This window comes from Streptococcus cristatus (assembly GCF_008369405.1).
Lineage (GTDB): Bacteria > Bacillota > Bacilli > Lactobacillales > Streptococcaceae > Streptococcus > Streptococcus cristatus_G.
Genome location: NZ_VSJJ01000003.1, coordinates 125,961 through 140,361, shown reverse-complemented (window position 1 = coordinate 140,361; position 14,401 = coordinate 125,961). Strand labels below are relative to the sequence as shown.

The window sequence follows — 14,401 nt, the reverse complement described above, 5'->3', positions numbered from 1 at the left end:
ACATTCGGAAATCTTTTTGTAATATTATTGTAACACTCGTAATAAAGTATGTCAACTAGATAAATGGAATTTTTCAAAAATTTTTGAAGCAAATAGCATCCGGAACTTAGGCCTCCTCTCTTCTTCAGCAGATATGTCGCTACTTTTATATTCGTAATAAAAATAAAAAAAGAGGCTGGGACAAAAGTCCTATCCTCTCAATTGTCTTTGGATTGTCGAGCAAGGCGCAGTGGTTGAGTGGGCTCTACTACACTGATTTCATCAGCTTTTACAGCCCTACTCAACTGTGCGGAGGTGGGACGACGAAATCGAATTCTAACGAATTACCGATTTCTGTCCCACTCTCAAGTAAAATATATCATCAATTTTCTTTTAACACGTTTTTTCTGTCTTCAGTTTATAAACTTTTCTTGGTTTCTTCTTTGGCACGCGCTTAACGCCTGCCTCCTCCAAGTATTCTCCAAATTTAACTAGAAAATTATTGCTGACGATGGGGCGTCTAGGCGTGATGAGATTGACCAACTCAGTCCCTTCATAGACAGTAAAGGGTGATTCCAGCAGATGGAGAAAAGTTGGATTCCAGTCCAGTCGTCCTTGAATGCGCTTGATAGATTCCAGCAGGATTTGGTAGTGGTCAAAGGCAAAGTCCTCTGCTGTTAGAAGGCGCTCGCCATCCCTAAAACTCCTTGTCTTAAAGTCCACATCAAGGAAGGTGACTTCCTTAGCATCATCACCAGCCTTGACTTGGTTGATAGCAATTGCCGGCAGATAGACCAAATGGGCAATGGTGATGACCCAACCGCGCGGATCGCGTCCTGGAGTAGAGACCGTCATCAACTGCTCCACTTTTTCTAGCGGTATATCAAGATCCACTTCTTCCTTGACCTCCCGAATGCAGGCTTGATAGGCATCCTCATGTTTATCCACAAAGCCTCCAACCAAGGCATATTTATTCTGATAGGGGTGGGCCTTGCGCTTGATAACCAAGAGTTTCAACTGGCCTTCTACGAAGCAGTAGGCCACCATATCCGCTGTTACGCTGGGCGTCTCATACTTAGGCAAATCCTGTGTCTTGTACCATGCCAAAAAGGCGGACTCATCCGCCATTGTTTCGTAATACTCTTTTTCCGACATTCCCGCTGGGATATCCTGTTTGGTCATGAATTTTTCTTCCTTTCCTAAGCTATCTTTTCTATCAAAAATCCTCCAAATCTTGCTCTAAGCTTTCTTCACTGCCTTGGTCCACTGATACCAGCCGACGATACTATTGAGGGTATAAACCCAGTACATAGCCTGAATGTGAAGATTGCTGCCCCACCAGAGGTAGATACTGAAGAGATTGGTTGCAATCCAGAAAATCCACTGCTCGCGATAGAGACCCGTCATGAGAAGCTGACCAATACCATTAGTCGCATCTGTCACACTATCGCGGAAAGGCCGGTGACTGTGAATGCTCTTATAGGCAAAGCCCATACCAATCCAAATCAGAGCGGTCAAGGCCAAATATTTAAGCCAGCCACGCCAGTCTAACTTCTTAGCCTCAAAATGAGAAGGCTCTTCCTTATCTTGCTCATTAACCCGATTGGACAGCCAAGTATAAAGGCCGATTGGCTGCATGATAAAGAAGTAGATTGTTGTCAGCACTTCTCCATAAAAGCTAGCCTGAAAGGACAAGATGAGATAAATGGCCGAATTAACAGCCCCAAAGAGGTAATTGCTAGCCCGCCCCTCAGCTACTAGGATGACGCAGACGATGCCTGTCCAGGAAGCAAAGAGTCCCAACCAGTCATGTTGCTCCTGCCCACTGGTAAACTCCAGAATGAAGGGCAGACTAGAAAGAGCAATCAAGTAGAGCCATTGAGTCAAGCTACGCCCGCCAAATAAATCCTGCCAGAGCAATTTGGCGATACCGCTAAAGCCCTGTTCTTTTGCTGCTGCACAGACATTCTGGAAATTCCGAGCAAAGGTTTGAGATTTTTGTTTTAGTCCTGCGTAGAGAGCTGCAGGAGAGAGTTTTTGATTTTTTACTACCATTCTATTTTACCACTTTCTTTTTTAATCTGCTTGATAAATCTTGTTAATCACTTCTTTAGCCGCCTGATAATTGTCCAAATAACTACCAGTTAGATAAACCGTCGGAATATGAGCTAAACAATCCTCTTTCAGCTTTTTCAAATAGCTAGAAAAATCACTGCGGATAGCCTCGTCTGCCATGCTCATATCACGAAAGCCATCGTTGACATAGGCTCCGACCGGCTCAGCAAAGAGAATCAAATCCCATTTTTCCTTGGCCAAAATGCTAGCAAAGAGGTTGTCAAAGGTCTCTGTCTCCTCGTCTTGAGCCGGACTTTCTTTCAGATAGTAATCATAGTAGGCCTTGGTTACCAACGAATTTGTATCAGCTACGACTAGACCACGGTTGGCGCTGCTGTCAATCAAGCGGGAAGTCTGAGCATATTGTCCCAAGAGCAGATAATAGTAGTCCTTAGGGGTCAACTCATCGTCTCGCACGTTATTTTGAATCTGATATTCTCGAGCATATTCCAGACTAACCGGAGCATCATAAAAGCGAGCCAAATCCTTGGCCAAGGTCGTTTTACCATTGCTGGCGCTACCCATAATCAGCACTTTCTTGGTAAAGTGACGGCGGAAAGGTTGGGCGATATATTTCCAATAAAGGCTAGGATTTTCCCGAATCATCGTAGCTGAAATCCCAAACTGGCGCTCCTGCAAAGAAGTTTTGAAGCCACGCTTTTCTAACTCCGCCTGATAATCAGGCTCTCCTACAAAGAAAATCAACTCCTCGTCTTCTGCATCATAGCCTACCAAGTCCAATAAAGCTGGCAACCACTGAGCCCAGCCCAGAGGATAGCGAGGGAAAGACGTTTCGTCTAGTTTATAAACCTGAGTCAGTTCATCATCTGCGAAGGTCTCACGCGTATAGCGGAACCGCTTCTGCAAAGATAGACCTACTTCCTCGCCACGGTCTCCCTGATAACCAGAAACCACCACGCGCACCTTGTCATAAGAACGCTTAGCCTTCTGAATCAAATCGATATGCCCCTGATGCAAGGGAGCAAAGGTTCCAAAGATGATTGCAATTTGTTTTTTCATGATTTCACCTTTTTATTATTTTTTATAATTTATTCTTTCTATATTTTTATTATAAACTATATTTTTATTTTGTCAATAGTTTTTTATAAAATTTTATAAAAATATTTTTCAGACACTTTAAAACTGTATCGAGGGTACAAAAAAAGAATCTAATGTCTAAGCATCAGATTCTATTTATAAAAGATTTATTGCTGATAGACTTCTTGGTAGAATTCTAGCTTGTCTCCATCCTTGAGCGTGATTTGATTGGCGCCCTTAGGAGCCATTTCTCCATTGACCTTAAACATCCAGTAGAGACCTTTTGCTTCATCCTGAGCATGTCCGTCAATCGAAGTGATAAAACCTTCTTTTTCTTCGACCTTATAGGCCTTCTTCAAAGCATCCATCGCTGTCTTTCCTTCTTCAACAGCCACCGTTTTCTCGCTCTTCTCCTGACCTTCTGGTGCAATACTGATGCTAATTTTCAGTTCCTTTTTGACGGAAGAAGCAGCCGAACTAGAGCTGGTATCAGTCTTTGTTTGGCTATTACTACAACCCACTAAAAAGAGAGCAAAGGCAAGCGTAAGCAAGCTAAAGATTTTTTTCATGATAAAGTCTCCTTAAAATAAAATACAAGATAGGATAAAAGAGCATGGTTGAGCAGGCATGAGCTAGATTGAAGCCTGCTCCTGCCGCCACATAAGTCCACCAAGGCATTTGATAAATCAAAGCTGTGATACCATCAATCACAAGACCATAGCTAAAGGCTAAAAGCAAGGCCAACATACTCTGGCCAAACAAGCCTAGTCGCCGATACAGCAGGTACCATAGACAAATGACCACCGCAAAGGATAAGATCTGGAAAAGGACCCAAGGCCCCATTCCAAAGAGGAAAGAAGATACAAAGATACTGATAGACATGACCAGAAGCGAGCCCTTCAAGTCCTCAAAATCCACCAAGAGAAAATACAGCGCTGTAATCGGCTTGATATTGGGCAGGCCGGCAAAGGCATAGCGAAGCACGACGCAGAGCGCTGCTAGAAGAGCGATTCGAGTAAGGTAACGAAGAGACACAGTTTCTGCCTTTCTAAACGATATTCTTCAGCATGATAACACGGTTCTGATTAGCCTAGCAAGAATGCTAAGTAAATCAGCTTTTTATGTATCCTGTCGAATCATCTCCGCCCGTTCCTGATTTTGGTAGAGTCGATCATTTCTAGCTGAAAATCCCATCTTTTCCCAAAAGAGGTTGGCCTGTTGATTTTTTTCAAAACCGACTAGTGATACTTTATGGATGCCAAGTTTTTTCACTGCTGACAAGGCCTGTTCGACCAGAGCCTTTCCTACTCCTTTTTTCCGAAAATATGGATGGACAGCCACATGATAGATATAAGCTCGGTAGCCATCCGTTCCGATCAAAATAGTGCCGATAAAGCTCTCATCCTCTAAGGCAACTAGACAGGTTTCAGGATTGCGCTTCAAAAAACGGACGATCTCTTCTTCAGAGTTATCTAGACTATCGAGTACCATGTCAGGGTAAGAGACCCACAACTGGTAAACAGAGGCATAATCCTTTTCTGCCATCACACGAATTTCCATTGAACACATCCTCCCTAAGCCATTTCAAATTTGAGTTGGCCAGCCTTGACTCCAACCTTAAGCGTTTGACCCGCCGCCAAATCTCCAGTCAAGAGCAACTCAGACAGCTTGTCCTCCACCTGCGTCTGCAGGGTACGGCGCAGCGGCCGCGCCCCCATTTCTGGATCGTAACCTTCCTGAGCCAGCAATTTCAAGGCACTAGCTTGGAATTTAAGCACGATGCCTTGCTCTGCCAGACTCCTAATCAACGGTTGCACCATAATCTTGACCACTTCCTGCATATCCTCAGCAGACAGACTGTGGAAGACCACCTTTTCGTCAATCCGGTTGATAAATTCAGGCCTGTAGGTCTTTTTCAACTCTTCCAGAATGCGTTTTTCCATATTGGCCTGATCAAAGCGGATGTCACGCGCCCCAAAACCAACCGTCTTATCATCCCGCAGGGCCGTTGCCCCCAGATTGCTGGTCATGATAATGATGGTATTGGAGAAGTCCACCTTACGGCCCTTGCTATCGGTCAGCTGGCCGTCATCCAAGACCTGCAAGAGGACATTGAAAATATCTGGGTGAGCCTTTTCTACCTCGTCAAAGAGGAGAACAGAATATGGACGGTTGCGCACCTTTTCCGTCAATTCGCCACCTTCCTCATAGCCTACATAGCCTGGGGGCGCCCCGTTGAGACGACTCGCTGCGAATTTCTCCATATATTCACTCATGTCGAAGCGAATCAGGGCTGATTCATCATCAAAGAGAACTTCTGCCAGGGCCTTAGCCAGCTCTGTCTTCCCGATACCCGTTGGCCCTAAGAACATAAAGGAACCAATTGGGCGTTTGCCAGTGCGAATGCCTGATTGATTGCGACGAATAGCTCGGCTGACAGCCGAAACTGCCGCATCCTGTCCGATGACCCGCTTGTGCAGTTCTTTTTCCAAATTGAGATATTTTTTGGCATCTGTCTGAGTTAATTTCTGCACAGGAATACCGGACAAGCGACTGAGAGTCTCTAAGATATCCTCTGCTTCTACCTTCAGCTTGTAAACAGTTGGCTCCTGCTCTTTTGCCAGTAGCTGGCCGACTTTTTTCAACTTTCCAGCCATCAAAGCCTGGTCCACAGGCGTCAGATCCGACTCTTTATAATTCTGGGGTCCTTTATTCTGCACTGTCGCACTGGCCTCATCCAAAAGGTCAATGGCAGAGTCTGGCAAATGCTTGCTGGTCAGGTAGCGATGAGCATACTTGACCGCTGTTTCAATGGCCTGGTCACTAATCTGCACCTTGTGGTGATCCTCATAGCTCTTTCTCAGACCTTGCAGAATAGCAATGCTGTCGGCCACAGTAGGTTCTTCAATAGTGACCTTGGCAAAACGCCGAGACAGAGCAGCATCTTTTTCGATATGTTTCTGATACTCTTCCTGCGTCGTAGCACCAACTGTTCGCAAGGTTCCCCGAGCCAGAGCCGGTTTCAGGATATTGGCCGCATCCAAGGTCGAGTCAATCCCGCTACCAGAGCCCATAATAGTATGCAGCTCATCGATAAAGAGGATGACATGGCCGTCTTCTTCGATGTCATTGATAATGTTGTTCATCCGCTCTTCAAAGTCTCCGCGGAAACGAGTCCCAGCGACAACATTCATCAAGTCTAATTCCAAGACGCGCATTTTAGCAAGTTCCGCCGGAACCTGACCAGCTGCCACGCGTTGAGCCAAGCCTAGCGCCAAAGCCGTTTTACCGACCCCCGCATCACCGACAAGTACTGGATTATTTTTTGTCTTTCGGCTGAGGATCTGAATCATCCGAGAAATCTCTTCGTCCCGCCCGATGACTGGTTCCAGACGACCAGCCCGAGCCAACTCTGTCAAATCCCGAGTATAGTCTTCCAGACCACTGCTAGTTGAAGGAGGCATGCCCATCATATTTGCCATGGTTTGCTTGGCAGAGGCCGTGTTTTTATTTAGTGAGCGAATAGACTTGATTTCCTCTCTGCCCCAGCCAGCACGCTGCTCTAAAACCTTTCGCAAATCACTAAATCGAGGGGCTGAACTTTTATCATCATAGCCGAAGCCTGCAGCTTCTAACACACGGGCTGCCAAGGTCCCACGATCAAATAGCATGGCTAGGAGCAGGTGCTCTGTGCCTAGGCTTCTAGCATGGACGGCTTCTGCAATCTGCCCTGCTTGAGCAAAGAGTTCCTCCAAACGGTGAGAGAAAGGCAATAAGTCAAAACCGCCTTGTTTTTGATACTCTTTTCCAGTAATGTCAAAGGCTGCTTCTTCCAGTTTATCCACTTCAATAGGGAATTCATTTAGAGCCGAGCCTGCCACGCTGTAGGGATTATTAGCCAGAGCCATCAGCACCTGCCACGATTCTAAATAATCTGTAGCAAAATGACCGGCTAAGAGCTGAGCCGCCTCCAAGCTTTCTACCAAAGCTTTTGAATAATTCATATTCTTAATTTCCTTTTCTATCTAATTGCTGCAAAATTTTCCGTAACATTCTGGCTCGAATCCTCGGAGCATCTGTCCCCAAGACAGCATCGCTGGCACTCGCTAGGAGCAGATCTCCTTCACGCTGGCTGATAATTTTTTCATCAAAGAGCAGCTGCAAAACATCTGAAAAAACTGGCTGGCTGAGCGACTCACCGACATTGGTCAACAAATCAGACAGCATCTGGTGCCGATCGGAAAATTCAATCTTACCAATCCTGATATAGCCACCGCCACCACGCTTGCTCTCCACGGTATAGCCCCGACTCTCCGTAAAGCGTGTCTTAATCACATAATTGATCTGACTCGGAACTACCTGAAAAACATCAGCTAACTCACTGCGCTTCAGCTCGACCATGCCCGCCTGCGCCAAAATTCTTTTGATGTATTCTTCTATACTATCCGAGGTATTTTTGATGCCCATGATATACCTTTCTATCTGTTATATCTAAAAATAAGCATTCAAGTCTTCTCTAACATTGACTATCTTTGACTATTATACCGAAAAAATCTATTTTTTGAAAGAAAAAGAAGTCCCAGAAGACTTGAAAATATCTGATAATTCAGAGTAATGAAAAAGATTGACAAGCTGAGTAAATATGATTGTAAACGCTTGCTTTTTGCTTTTAAAGACTTATAATAAAGGTGTGAAAGTGTGGTGTTTACACCATCAACCGTATCCAAATAATCATCATCAAAAGGAGGTTTTCCAATGAAAATAAATTGGCTCAACTATACCCATCATGTACTTAGCTGCCTGTTTGTCACTCTGAGTATCTTGACAATTTTTTCTGCCGAGTACGTCGTTTTCCCAACGAGCCTTCTTCTAGGCTGTCTCCTAATCCCTCTACTATTTGAGCAGCATTTATTCAGTCGCCGAATGACTTGGAGTCTTAGCATCTTCTTTGCCATTCTTGCCTTTGCCCTTCTCTTTATCATCAAAACCAATCATATCTCCCTTAGCTATCCAGCAACAACCCTTCTTCTTTTTGTACTAGCAAGCCTGAGTTTTTCAAACTCCTTTATCCTTCACAAACATAAAGAACAAAAGGCCGCTAGATAACACAGCACAAAAAAGTGTGGAAGCAACATGAGCTCGAAAGAGCCATGGATTCCACACTTTTCTTATTCTATAAGGAGCTGGATGGTAGCCAAATATTCTTAAATGATTCGTCCACGCTGCCAGCCTAAACTAGGATTTCAGAAAATTTTCTTCTCTTTATTTTCCTACTTTCATTTTCTTTTTAATTATATTATAATAGTTGGCAAATACATTTTCTAATCTAATTACTTTAAAAAATGATAGTATTCTACGAAGGAGGGCACCATGATGGATTTGGGGCAGTTGCACAAAACTACTGAATACAAGAATCAAGGAACCCCCTATTCCCTAACGCGGACCATTACGGAAAACGGCCAACCTGATATCCTTTTCCACTGGCACACAGATGTTGAAATCATTTATGTCCACGAAGGAAGCGCTCAATTTCATATCGACGATCATTATTTTAATAGTAATAAAGGCGATATTGTCCTGATTCGTCCCAATGCTCTCCACTCCATTCATCCGATTGAGCAACAACGCCACTACATGGATGCCATTAACTTTCACTTGGACTTAATGGGCTATTCGGCCATGGACCATGCTAGTATCCACTATCTACAGCCTCTCTACAACGGACAACTGGACTTTGTCCACGTCATTAAACCGACTGACCAAGCCTATGCGGAAATTCGTCAATGCCTGCTGGCCACTATGGAAACAGGTTATTGTCAAAAGAAATACTATGAATTTGAACTTAAGGCTCAGCTCAACCAGCTCTTCTACTTGCTCTTTGAAAACGACTATATCGTTTCCAAGGAGCTGTCTGCCGAGGGCTACCGCAAGGAAGAGAAAATCCGCTCCATCATCGACTATATCAATGAACATTATCAGGAAGAACTCTCTATTGATCAGCTGTCTGGCATCTGCGGCTACAGTCCAACGCACTTCATGAATTTCTTCAAAAAACATCTGGGCGTTTCCTGCATTGAGTACCTGATTCAATTTCGCCTGCGCAAGGCTGCCGAGCTCCTCCAGCACTCCACTCTGTCAGTTCTAGAAATCTCAAGCCAGTCTGGTTTTAATAACCTTTCTAATTTCAACCGGCAATTTAAAAAATACTATCAAATGACACCGAGTCAATATAGAAGAAAGTAAGAAAATCTCCAGTCAGCTGATTGGAGATTTTTTATCTGGACACCAAGATCAAAAATGCTCCTGCGAGGCAAGGAAATGACTTTGACAGGATTGACTAAAAAAGAGAGTGGGACAGAAAGCGGTAATTCGTTAGAATTCGATTTCGTCGTCTCACCTCCGCACAGTTGAGTAGGGCTGTAAAAGCCGATGAAATCAGTCAGCGTAGTAGAGCCCACTCAACCACTGCGTCTTGCTCGACAATCCAAAGACAATTAAGAGGCTAGGACTTTTGTCCTAGCCTCGCTTTACGAAATTTTGAGATTGCTCGATCCTTATTCTGCTGATTTTTCACGGATCACCAAAGTTCCATCTTCCATATCTGCAGTCAGGTGCTTAGCATCTAGGTTATCCAAGTGGAAGTCAGTCACCTTGTCACGAATTTGCTGCTCGATGACACGGCGGAGTGGACGAACACCCATGACTTGGTCATAACCAGCATCACGCAGGAACTCCTTAGCTGCATCAGATACAGCCAGATCAATTTCCTTCTTGCTCAAGGTTTGATTTACTTCAACCAGCATGAGATTCACAATTTCCATCAAATCTTCTTTCTTGAGATGAGAGAACTCGATGACCGCATTAAAACGATTGAGAAACTCTGGGCGGAAATAATGTTTGAGTCGATCCATCAGCTCAGGCTTTTCTGCATCCTCTTCCAGACCTGCTTCATAGCCAAATCCTGCATTGGAAGTTGCAATGATAACCGTATTCTTGAAGTTGACTGTGTTTCCTTGACCATCCGTCAAACGACCATCATCCAGAACTTGAAGGAGAAGGGTAATCACTTGTGGATCAGCCTTTTCAATCTCATCCAAGAGAATGATAGAGTATGGATTGCGGCGCACGCGCTCGGTCAGAGTGTTGTTGTTGTCATCATAGCCGACATAACCAGCAGTCGTACCAATCAGCTTGGAAACAGCGGTACGGTCAGAGTACTCAGACATGTCCAGACGGATAATGGCCTCTTTAGTACCGAACATATCCAGAGCCAGTTGCTTAGCCAACTCAGTCTTACCAACCCCTGTCGGACCAACGAAGAGGAAGCTGCCGATCGGACGGTTACCTTCGTCAAAGCCTGCACGGTTACGGCGGATGGCTCTAGCCACAGCTTCTACAGCCTTGTCTTGGCCAATAACTTTGGCTTTGAGGCGGTCATTCATCCCCTTGAGGCGCTCAATGTCGCTGGCACCCATCTGAGATACCGGCACTCCCGTCATCCGCTCAACAGACTCAGCTACATCGTTGACTGTCGCCGTTACCTTCATGTCCTCGGTGTGGTTTTGAATTTTCTTTTCCAGCTCTTCAATGCGGGTCTTGGCATTCAGAGCTGCTTCATAATCTTCTTTCTCAACAGCCGCTTCCTGCTTGTCTTTTTGCTCTGCGATTTCCCGCTCAACCGCATGGACATCCGTCACTGGATGTTGGGCTGCCAAGTGGGCAGCAGTCACATCGACCAGGTCAATGGCCTTGTCTGGCAGGCTCCGTTGAGGAATATACTGAACAGAGTAGTCCACAGCCGCTTTCAGCACTTCATCCGGCAGGATGACATTGTGGTGCTTTTCATACAAGTCCCGAATGCCTCGAAGGATCTGATAGGTATCCTCAGCAGACGGTGCATTGACCTTAACTTCATTGAAACGACGAGCTAAAGCTGCATTTTTAAGAATGGTATTGCGGTACTCGTCCTGAGTAGTAGCCCCGATAACAGTCAGTTCACCACGCGAAAGCGCTGGTTTGAGAATATCCGCCAGTCCTTTAGAACCACTGTCTCCGCCAGTAGATCCTGCGCCCAGAATTTGATGGATTTCGTCAAAGAAGAGGATAACATTCCCAGCTTCCTTGACTTCCTTGACCAAGTTTTGGATATTTTCTTCAAAGCTACCACGATATTGAGTACCAGCTTCTAAGCCAGAAATATCAACAGAAATAATTTCCTTGTTCTTGATGGCCGCTGGCACGTCGCCATTGACGATAGCCTGAGCCAATCCTTCTACGACAGCGGTCTTTCCGACACCTGCATCTCCGACCAGAACTGGATTGTTCTTAGTCCGACGGGAAAGGATTTCAGCTGTTTCTTGGATTTCCTTATTGCGTCCAATGACCGGATCCAACTTGCCTTCACGCGCTTCTTGAGTCAGATTGCGACCTAGCTTAGCCAGAATGCCATCTTGCTTAGGCCCATGCGCTCCAGCTTGCAAATCCTGTTCGCTGGCCATATGACCAGGAAGCTTTCCAGTAGCTCGGTACTGAGCAAACTCTTCCGGTGTGACCTCTCTACCATTGATCAAGTAGCGTCGATGTTCGCTATTGTAGCCACCCATACGTCCCATGAGTTGGTTGAAAAGGTCATCCATACTGTTAAAATTGTTGTAATTGTTGTTCATAGCATTGCCTCACTTTTTTATATTTTTCTTTACATAATTTTTATTTTTACCAAAATTTCAGATAAGAAATCTTTTCCTTATCCACTATAAATATTCATTTGGGAGATCTTCTCCTATCTATTACTTTACATAACTTATTTGATTTCCAAAAATCAAGACTGAGTCAGTCTCTGTTTTTATGAGTGAATCAAATCTTATTTAAAAGAAGATAATTTTACATAATTTTTAATCCTCCCAAAAATAATCGCCTACTGGCTATTTCCTCATCTTCTGAATAAATTCTGTGTAAACTTTTTGTTTACAGTTGTAATTATACACTCTTATTTCCCACTTGTCAATAGGTTTGAGTAAAAAATTTACATAATTTTTTTAAAATCAAAAAACTTCCTCCACATAAAAACATGAAGAAAGCTTCTCTATTTTGATACAAGTTAAATCATATATTCTACACTATAGCTGGCATCCGACAAAATGCGGGATAGAAACTGCTTGGTCCGCTCTTCCTTGGGACTGGTGAAGAATTCCTGTGGAGGATTTTCTTCTATTATATGACCACCATCCATAAAGATGACATGGTTGGCCACATCACGGGCAAAGCTCATCTCGTGGGTCACAACGACCATGGTCACTCCCTCCTGAGCCAGCTGTTTCATGACACTGAGAACTTCACCGACCAGTTCCGGATCTAGAGCCGAAGTTGGCTCATCCAGCAGGATGACATCTGGCTTGACGGCAATGGCACGGGCAATCCCAATCCGCTGCTGCTGGCCGCCTGATAGCTGAGAAGGATAGTAGTCCTTGTAGGCTAAAAGTCCCACGCGCTTCAAAGACTCTTCTGCAATCTCAAGCGCTTCTTCCCTCGATATCCTACGAGCTATCACTAAGCCCTCTAAGATATTTTCAAGGGCAGTTTTATTAGCAAAGAGGTTATAATGCTGGAAGACAAAGGCCGTCTTTCTGCGTATTTCCAAAATTTCCTTTTTGCTAAGTTTAGCCAAATCATAGTCCTTACCAGCCAAAGTCAGCTGGCCGCCATCCGCTTTTTCTAAATGATTCAGACAGCGCAGAAATGTTGTTTTCCCAGATCCTGAGGGACCAAGAATTACCACAACGTCGCCTTGATTGACCCTGAGACTGACATCTGCCAGCACCTGGTGCTCTCCAAATCGTTTGGAGATATGTTTTACTTCTAACATAATCTTTCCTTCCTAAGCAAGAGCGTAGCGCTTTTCCAAGTCCCTAAACATCCACTGAATCAAGCCACAAATAATGAGATAAATAACAAAAATCACCAGGTAAGACTCTGAATACTGGTAAGAATGGGAGGCTTCTATCTTAGCCAAGGCTGTGATATCCTTGACCGTCATGACAAACACCAGCGAAGTTCCCTTGACTAGATTGATAACCAGATTGGCCAGATTGGGCAGGGCAGAACGCAGAGCCTGGGGAAAAACAATCCTCCGATAAGCTTGAAAATTGGTTAACCCAATCGCCTGAGCCGCCTCCAACTGTCCTTTATCCACCGTCAAAATGGCAGAGCGCAGGATTTCCGATAAACTCCCTGTTGTCATTAAGCTATAGATGATGAAAGCATAGTAAAGCGGATTAAACTTAAAGACATCTACCTGACTGCCCAGACTTTTGAATACTTGATTCAGTAAGCTAGGAAAAAGACTGTAGAAAAAGAGAATGAGCAAAATAGGAGGCGTTGCCCGAATGAAGGCCAGATAAACCACCGAAAAAGTCCGAACACCCCGAACTTTATAAATCTGTCCCAGAGCTAGAAGCAGAGCCGGAAGAAAGCTGAGCAGAATAGCCACTACCATAATGGTCAAGGTTATCGGTATGCCTTTCAACGTTACCAGAAAGGTATTTACAATATAATTCAAATCCATGCTTTACCTCTCCTTGACTGTCAGACTTTTTTCCAGAAGCTGGGAAGCCAGCGAAACCACTAGGGCAATCCCCCAGTAAATCAAGGCCACCGCTGTATAGGTTTCGAGGGAATAATTGCCTAGATTACGACTGATAAGATTTTGCCCCGCTCCCATGACATCAACTGCTCCAATCGTATAGGCCAGCGCAGCATCCCGCATGAGATTAAGAAAGGCGGTAGTCAAATTGGGCAGGGCGATGCGAAAAGCCTGTGGCAGAATGATCCGCAGAAAAGTCTGCACTGGTGTCAAGCCAATACTGAGTCCTGCCTCGGTCTGTCCCTTGGGAACAGCAAGATAGGCTGCCTTGAAGACTTCTGCAATCATAGCCGCAAAGAGCAAAATCATGGTAATAATGACAAACACAGTCCGCGACCAATGATTGATATCCAGCCCTAGCCACCACTTTAAAAACTCTGGAATGCCATAGAAGACCAAGAAGAGCAAGACAATAGGCGGTGTACACCTAAGGATAAATATATACCCTCTAGCCAGACCAGCAAAAGTCGGCTCCTCCGCAACTTGAGCCCAGGCCAACAGGCCGCCTAGCAAGGAGCCAATTAAAACCGTCACGAACATAATCCATAAAGTAGTCGGTAAGGCCTGTAACAAACCAGGCAGTAGACCAAAAACACGGGACAAATCATAAACGACCATACGGTCTCCTTT

At 44.7% G+C, this 14,401-nt stretch carries 14 protein-coding genes; 2 read left to right on the top strand and 12 right to left on the bottom strand.

Translation table 11 applies throughout. The annotated features are described in order from the left end of the window. Window positions 1-372: 372 nt before the first annotated feature. From FXF62_RS04525 to FXF62_RS04490, 8 genes are all read right to left on the bottom strand, one after another. Window positions 373-1,161 (bottom strand): NUDIX domain-containing protein, encoded by a 789-nt coding sequence (locus tag FXF62_RS04525; protein WP_149517825.1) that lies wholly within the window; start codon window positions 1,159-1,161, stop codon window positions 373-375. A gap of 57 nt (window positions 1,162-1,218) precedes the next feature. Continuing rightward, window positions 1,219-2,034: a nicotinamide riboside transporter PnuC gene (gene pnuC / locus FXF62_RS04520; protein ID WP_149517824.1), complete on the bottom strand. Its 816-nt coding sequence runs from the start codon at window positions 2,032-2,034 to the stop codon at window positions 1,219-1,221. Between the two features lie 21 nt (window positions 2,035-2,055). Continuing rightward, a complete protein-coding gene (locus tag FXF62_RS04515; protein ID WP_149517823.1) occupies window positions 2,056-3,114 on the bottom strand; it encodes an AAA family ATPase in 1,059 nt (352 codons plus the stop codon). A gap of 185 nt (window positions 3,115-3,299) precedes the next feature. Further along, window positions 3,300-3,701: a DUF4430 domain-containing protein gene (locus tag FXF62_RS04510; protein WP_149517822.1), complete on the bottom strand. Its 402-nt coding sequence runs from the start codon at window positions 3,699-3,701 to the stop codon at window positions 3,300-3,302. Then, window positions 3,685-4,167: an ECF transporter S component gene (locus tag FXF62_RS04505; RefSeq protein ID WP_149517821.1), complete on the bottom strand. Its 483-nt coding sequence runs from the start codon at window positions 4,165-4,167 to the stop codon at window positions 3,685-3,687. The genes FXF62_RS04510 and FXF62_RS04505 overlap by 17 nt, the downstream gene beginning before the upstream one ends. 84 nt (window positions 4,168-4,251) lie before the next feature. Further along, on the bottom strand, window positions 4,252-4,692 hold the full coding sequence (locus FXF62_RS04500) for a GNAT family N-acetyltransferase (protein WP_149517820.1): 441 nt from the start codon (window positions 4,690-4,692) through the stop codon (window positions 4,252-4,254). A 14-nt stretch (window positions 4,693-4,706) separates the two neighbouring features. Continuing rightward, the gene (locus tag FXF62_RS04495; RefSeq protein ID WP_149517819.1) at window positions 4,707-7,136 is read right to left on the bottom strand and encodes an ATP-dependent Clp protease ATP-binding subunit; all 2,430 of its coding nucleotides are present in this window, start codon (window positions 7,134-7,136) and stop codon (window positions 4,707-4,709) included. A 4-nt stretch (window positions 7,137-7,140) separates the two neighbouring features. Further along, complete coding sequence (locus FXF62_RS04490; protein ID WP_149517818.1) at window positions 7,141-7,599, bottom strand: CtsR family transcriptional regulator; 459 nt, start codon at window positions 7,597-7,599, stop codon at window positions 7,141-7,143. Between the two features lie 288 nt (window positions 7,600-7,887). Here FXF62_RS04490 and FXF62_RS04485 point away from each other — a divergent pair, with 288 nt between their 5' ends. Next, window positions 7,888-8,238: a hypothetical protein gene (locus FXF62_RS04485; protein ID WP_062005058.1), complete on the top strand. Its 351-nt coding sequence runs from the start codon at window positions 7,888-7,890 to the stop codon at window positions 8,236-8,238. Window positions 8,239-8,502: 264 nt separating this feature from the next. Further along, on the top strand, window positions 8,503-9,375 hold the full coding sequence (locus FXF62_RS04480) for an AraC family transcriptional regulator (protein WP_149517817.1): 873 nt from the start codon (window positions 8,503-8,505) through the stop codon (window positions 9,373-9,375). A 311-nt stretch (window positions 9,376-9,686) separates the two neighbouring features. Here FXF62_RS04480 and FXF62_RS04470 read toward each other — a convergent pair whose 3' ends face one another. The 4 genes from FXF62_RS04470 to FXF62_RS04455 form a co-directional block, all read right to left on the bottom strand. Beyond that, the gene (locus tag FXF62_RS04470; protein WP_149517816.1) at window positions 9,687-11,798 is read right to left on the bottom strand and encodes an ATP-dependent Clp protease ATP-binding subunit; all 2,112 of its coding nucleotides are present in this window, start codon (window positions 11,796-11,798) and stop codon (window positions 9,687-9,689) included. 431 nt (window positions 11,799-12,229) lie between these two features. After that, complete coding sequence (locus FXF62_RS04465; RefSeq protein WP_149517815.1) at window positions 12,230-12,994, bottom strand: amino acid ABC transporter ATP-binding protein; 765 nt, start codon at window positions 12,992-12,994, stop codon at window positions 12,230-12,232. 12 nt (window positions 12,995-13,006) lie between these two features. Continuing rightward, window positions 13,007-13,693, bottom strand: a complete 687-nt coding sequence (locus FXF62_RS04460; protein WP_149517814.1) for an amino acid ABC transporter permease — start codon at window positions 13,691-13,693, stop codon at window positions 13,007-13,009. 3 nt (window positions 13,694-13,696) lie between these two features. Then, window positions 13,697-14,389, bottom strand: coding sequence for an amino acid ABC transporter permease (locus FXF62_RS04455; RefSeq protein WP_149517813.1), 693 nt, complete (start codon window positions 14,387-14,389; stop codon window positions 13,697-13,699). Window positions 14,390-14,401 lie beyond the last annotated feature (12 nt).

What these genes read in the sequence shown, in the direction of transcription:
- FXF62_RS04490 (WP_149517818.1), bottom strand. Translation starts at nt 7,599, where the DNA reads ATGGGCATCAAAAATACCTCGGATAGTATAGAAGAATACATCAAAAGA.
- FXF62_RS04500 (WP_149517820.1), bottom strand. Translation starts at nt 4,692, where the DNA reads ATGGAAATTCGTGTGATGGCAGAAAAGGATTATGCCTCTGTTTACCAG.
- FXF62_RS04465 (WP_149517815.1), bottom strand. Translation starts at nt 12,994, where the DNA reads ATGTTAGAAGTAAAACATATCTCCAAACGATTTGGAGAGCACCAGGTG.
- FXF62_RS04460 (WP_149517814.1), bottom strand. Translation starts at nt 13,693, where the DNA reads ATGGATTTGAATTATATTGTAAATACCTTTCTGGTAACGTTGAAAGGC.
- FXF62_RS04495 (WP_149517819.1), bottom strand. Translation starts at nt 7,136, where the DNA reads ATGAATTATTCAAAAGCTTTGGTAGAAAGCTTGGAGGCGGCTCAGCTC.
- FXF62_RS04455 (WP_149517813.1), bottom strand. Translation starts at nt 14,389, where the DNA reads ATGGTCGTTTATGATTTGTCCCGTGTTTTTGGTCTACTGCCTGGTTTG.
- FXF62_RS04480 (WP_149517817.1), top strand. Translation starts at nt 8,503, where the DNA reads ATGATGGATTTGGGGCAGTTGCACAAAACTACTGAATACAAGAATCAA.
- FXF62_RS04515 (WP_149517823.1), bottom strand. Translation starts at nt 3,114, where the DNA reads ATGAAAAAACAAATTGCAATCATCTTTGGAACCTTTGCTCCCTTGCAT.
- FXF62_RS04510 (WP_149517822.1), bottom strand. Translation starts at nt 3,701, where the DNA reads ATGAAAAAAATCTTTAGCTTGCTTACGCTTGCCTTTGCTCTCTTTTTA.
- pnuC (WP_149517824.1), bottom strand. Translation starts at nt 2,034, where the DNA reads ATGGTAGTAAAAAATCAAAAACTCTCTCCTGCAGCTCTCTACGCAGGA.
- FXF62_RS04525 (WP_149517825.1), bottom strand. Translation starts at nt 1,161, where the DNA reads ATGACCAAACAGGATATCCCAGCGGGAATGTCGGAAAAAGAGTATTAC.
- FXF62_RS04485 (WP_062005058.1), top strand. Translation starts at nt 7,888, where the DNA reads ATGAAAATAAATTGGCTCAACTATACCCATCATGTACTTAGCTGCCTG.
- FXF62_RS04470 (WP_149517816.1), bottom strand. Translation starts at nt 11,798, where the DNA reads ATGAACAACAATTACAACAATTTTAACAGTATGGATGACCTTTTCAAC.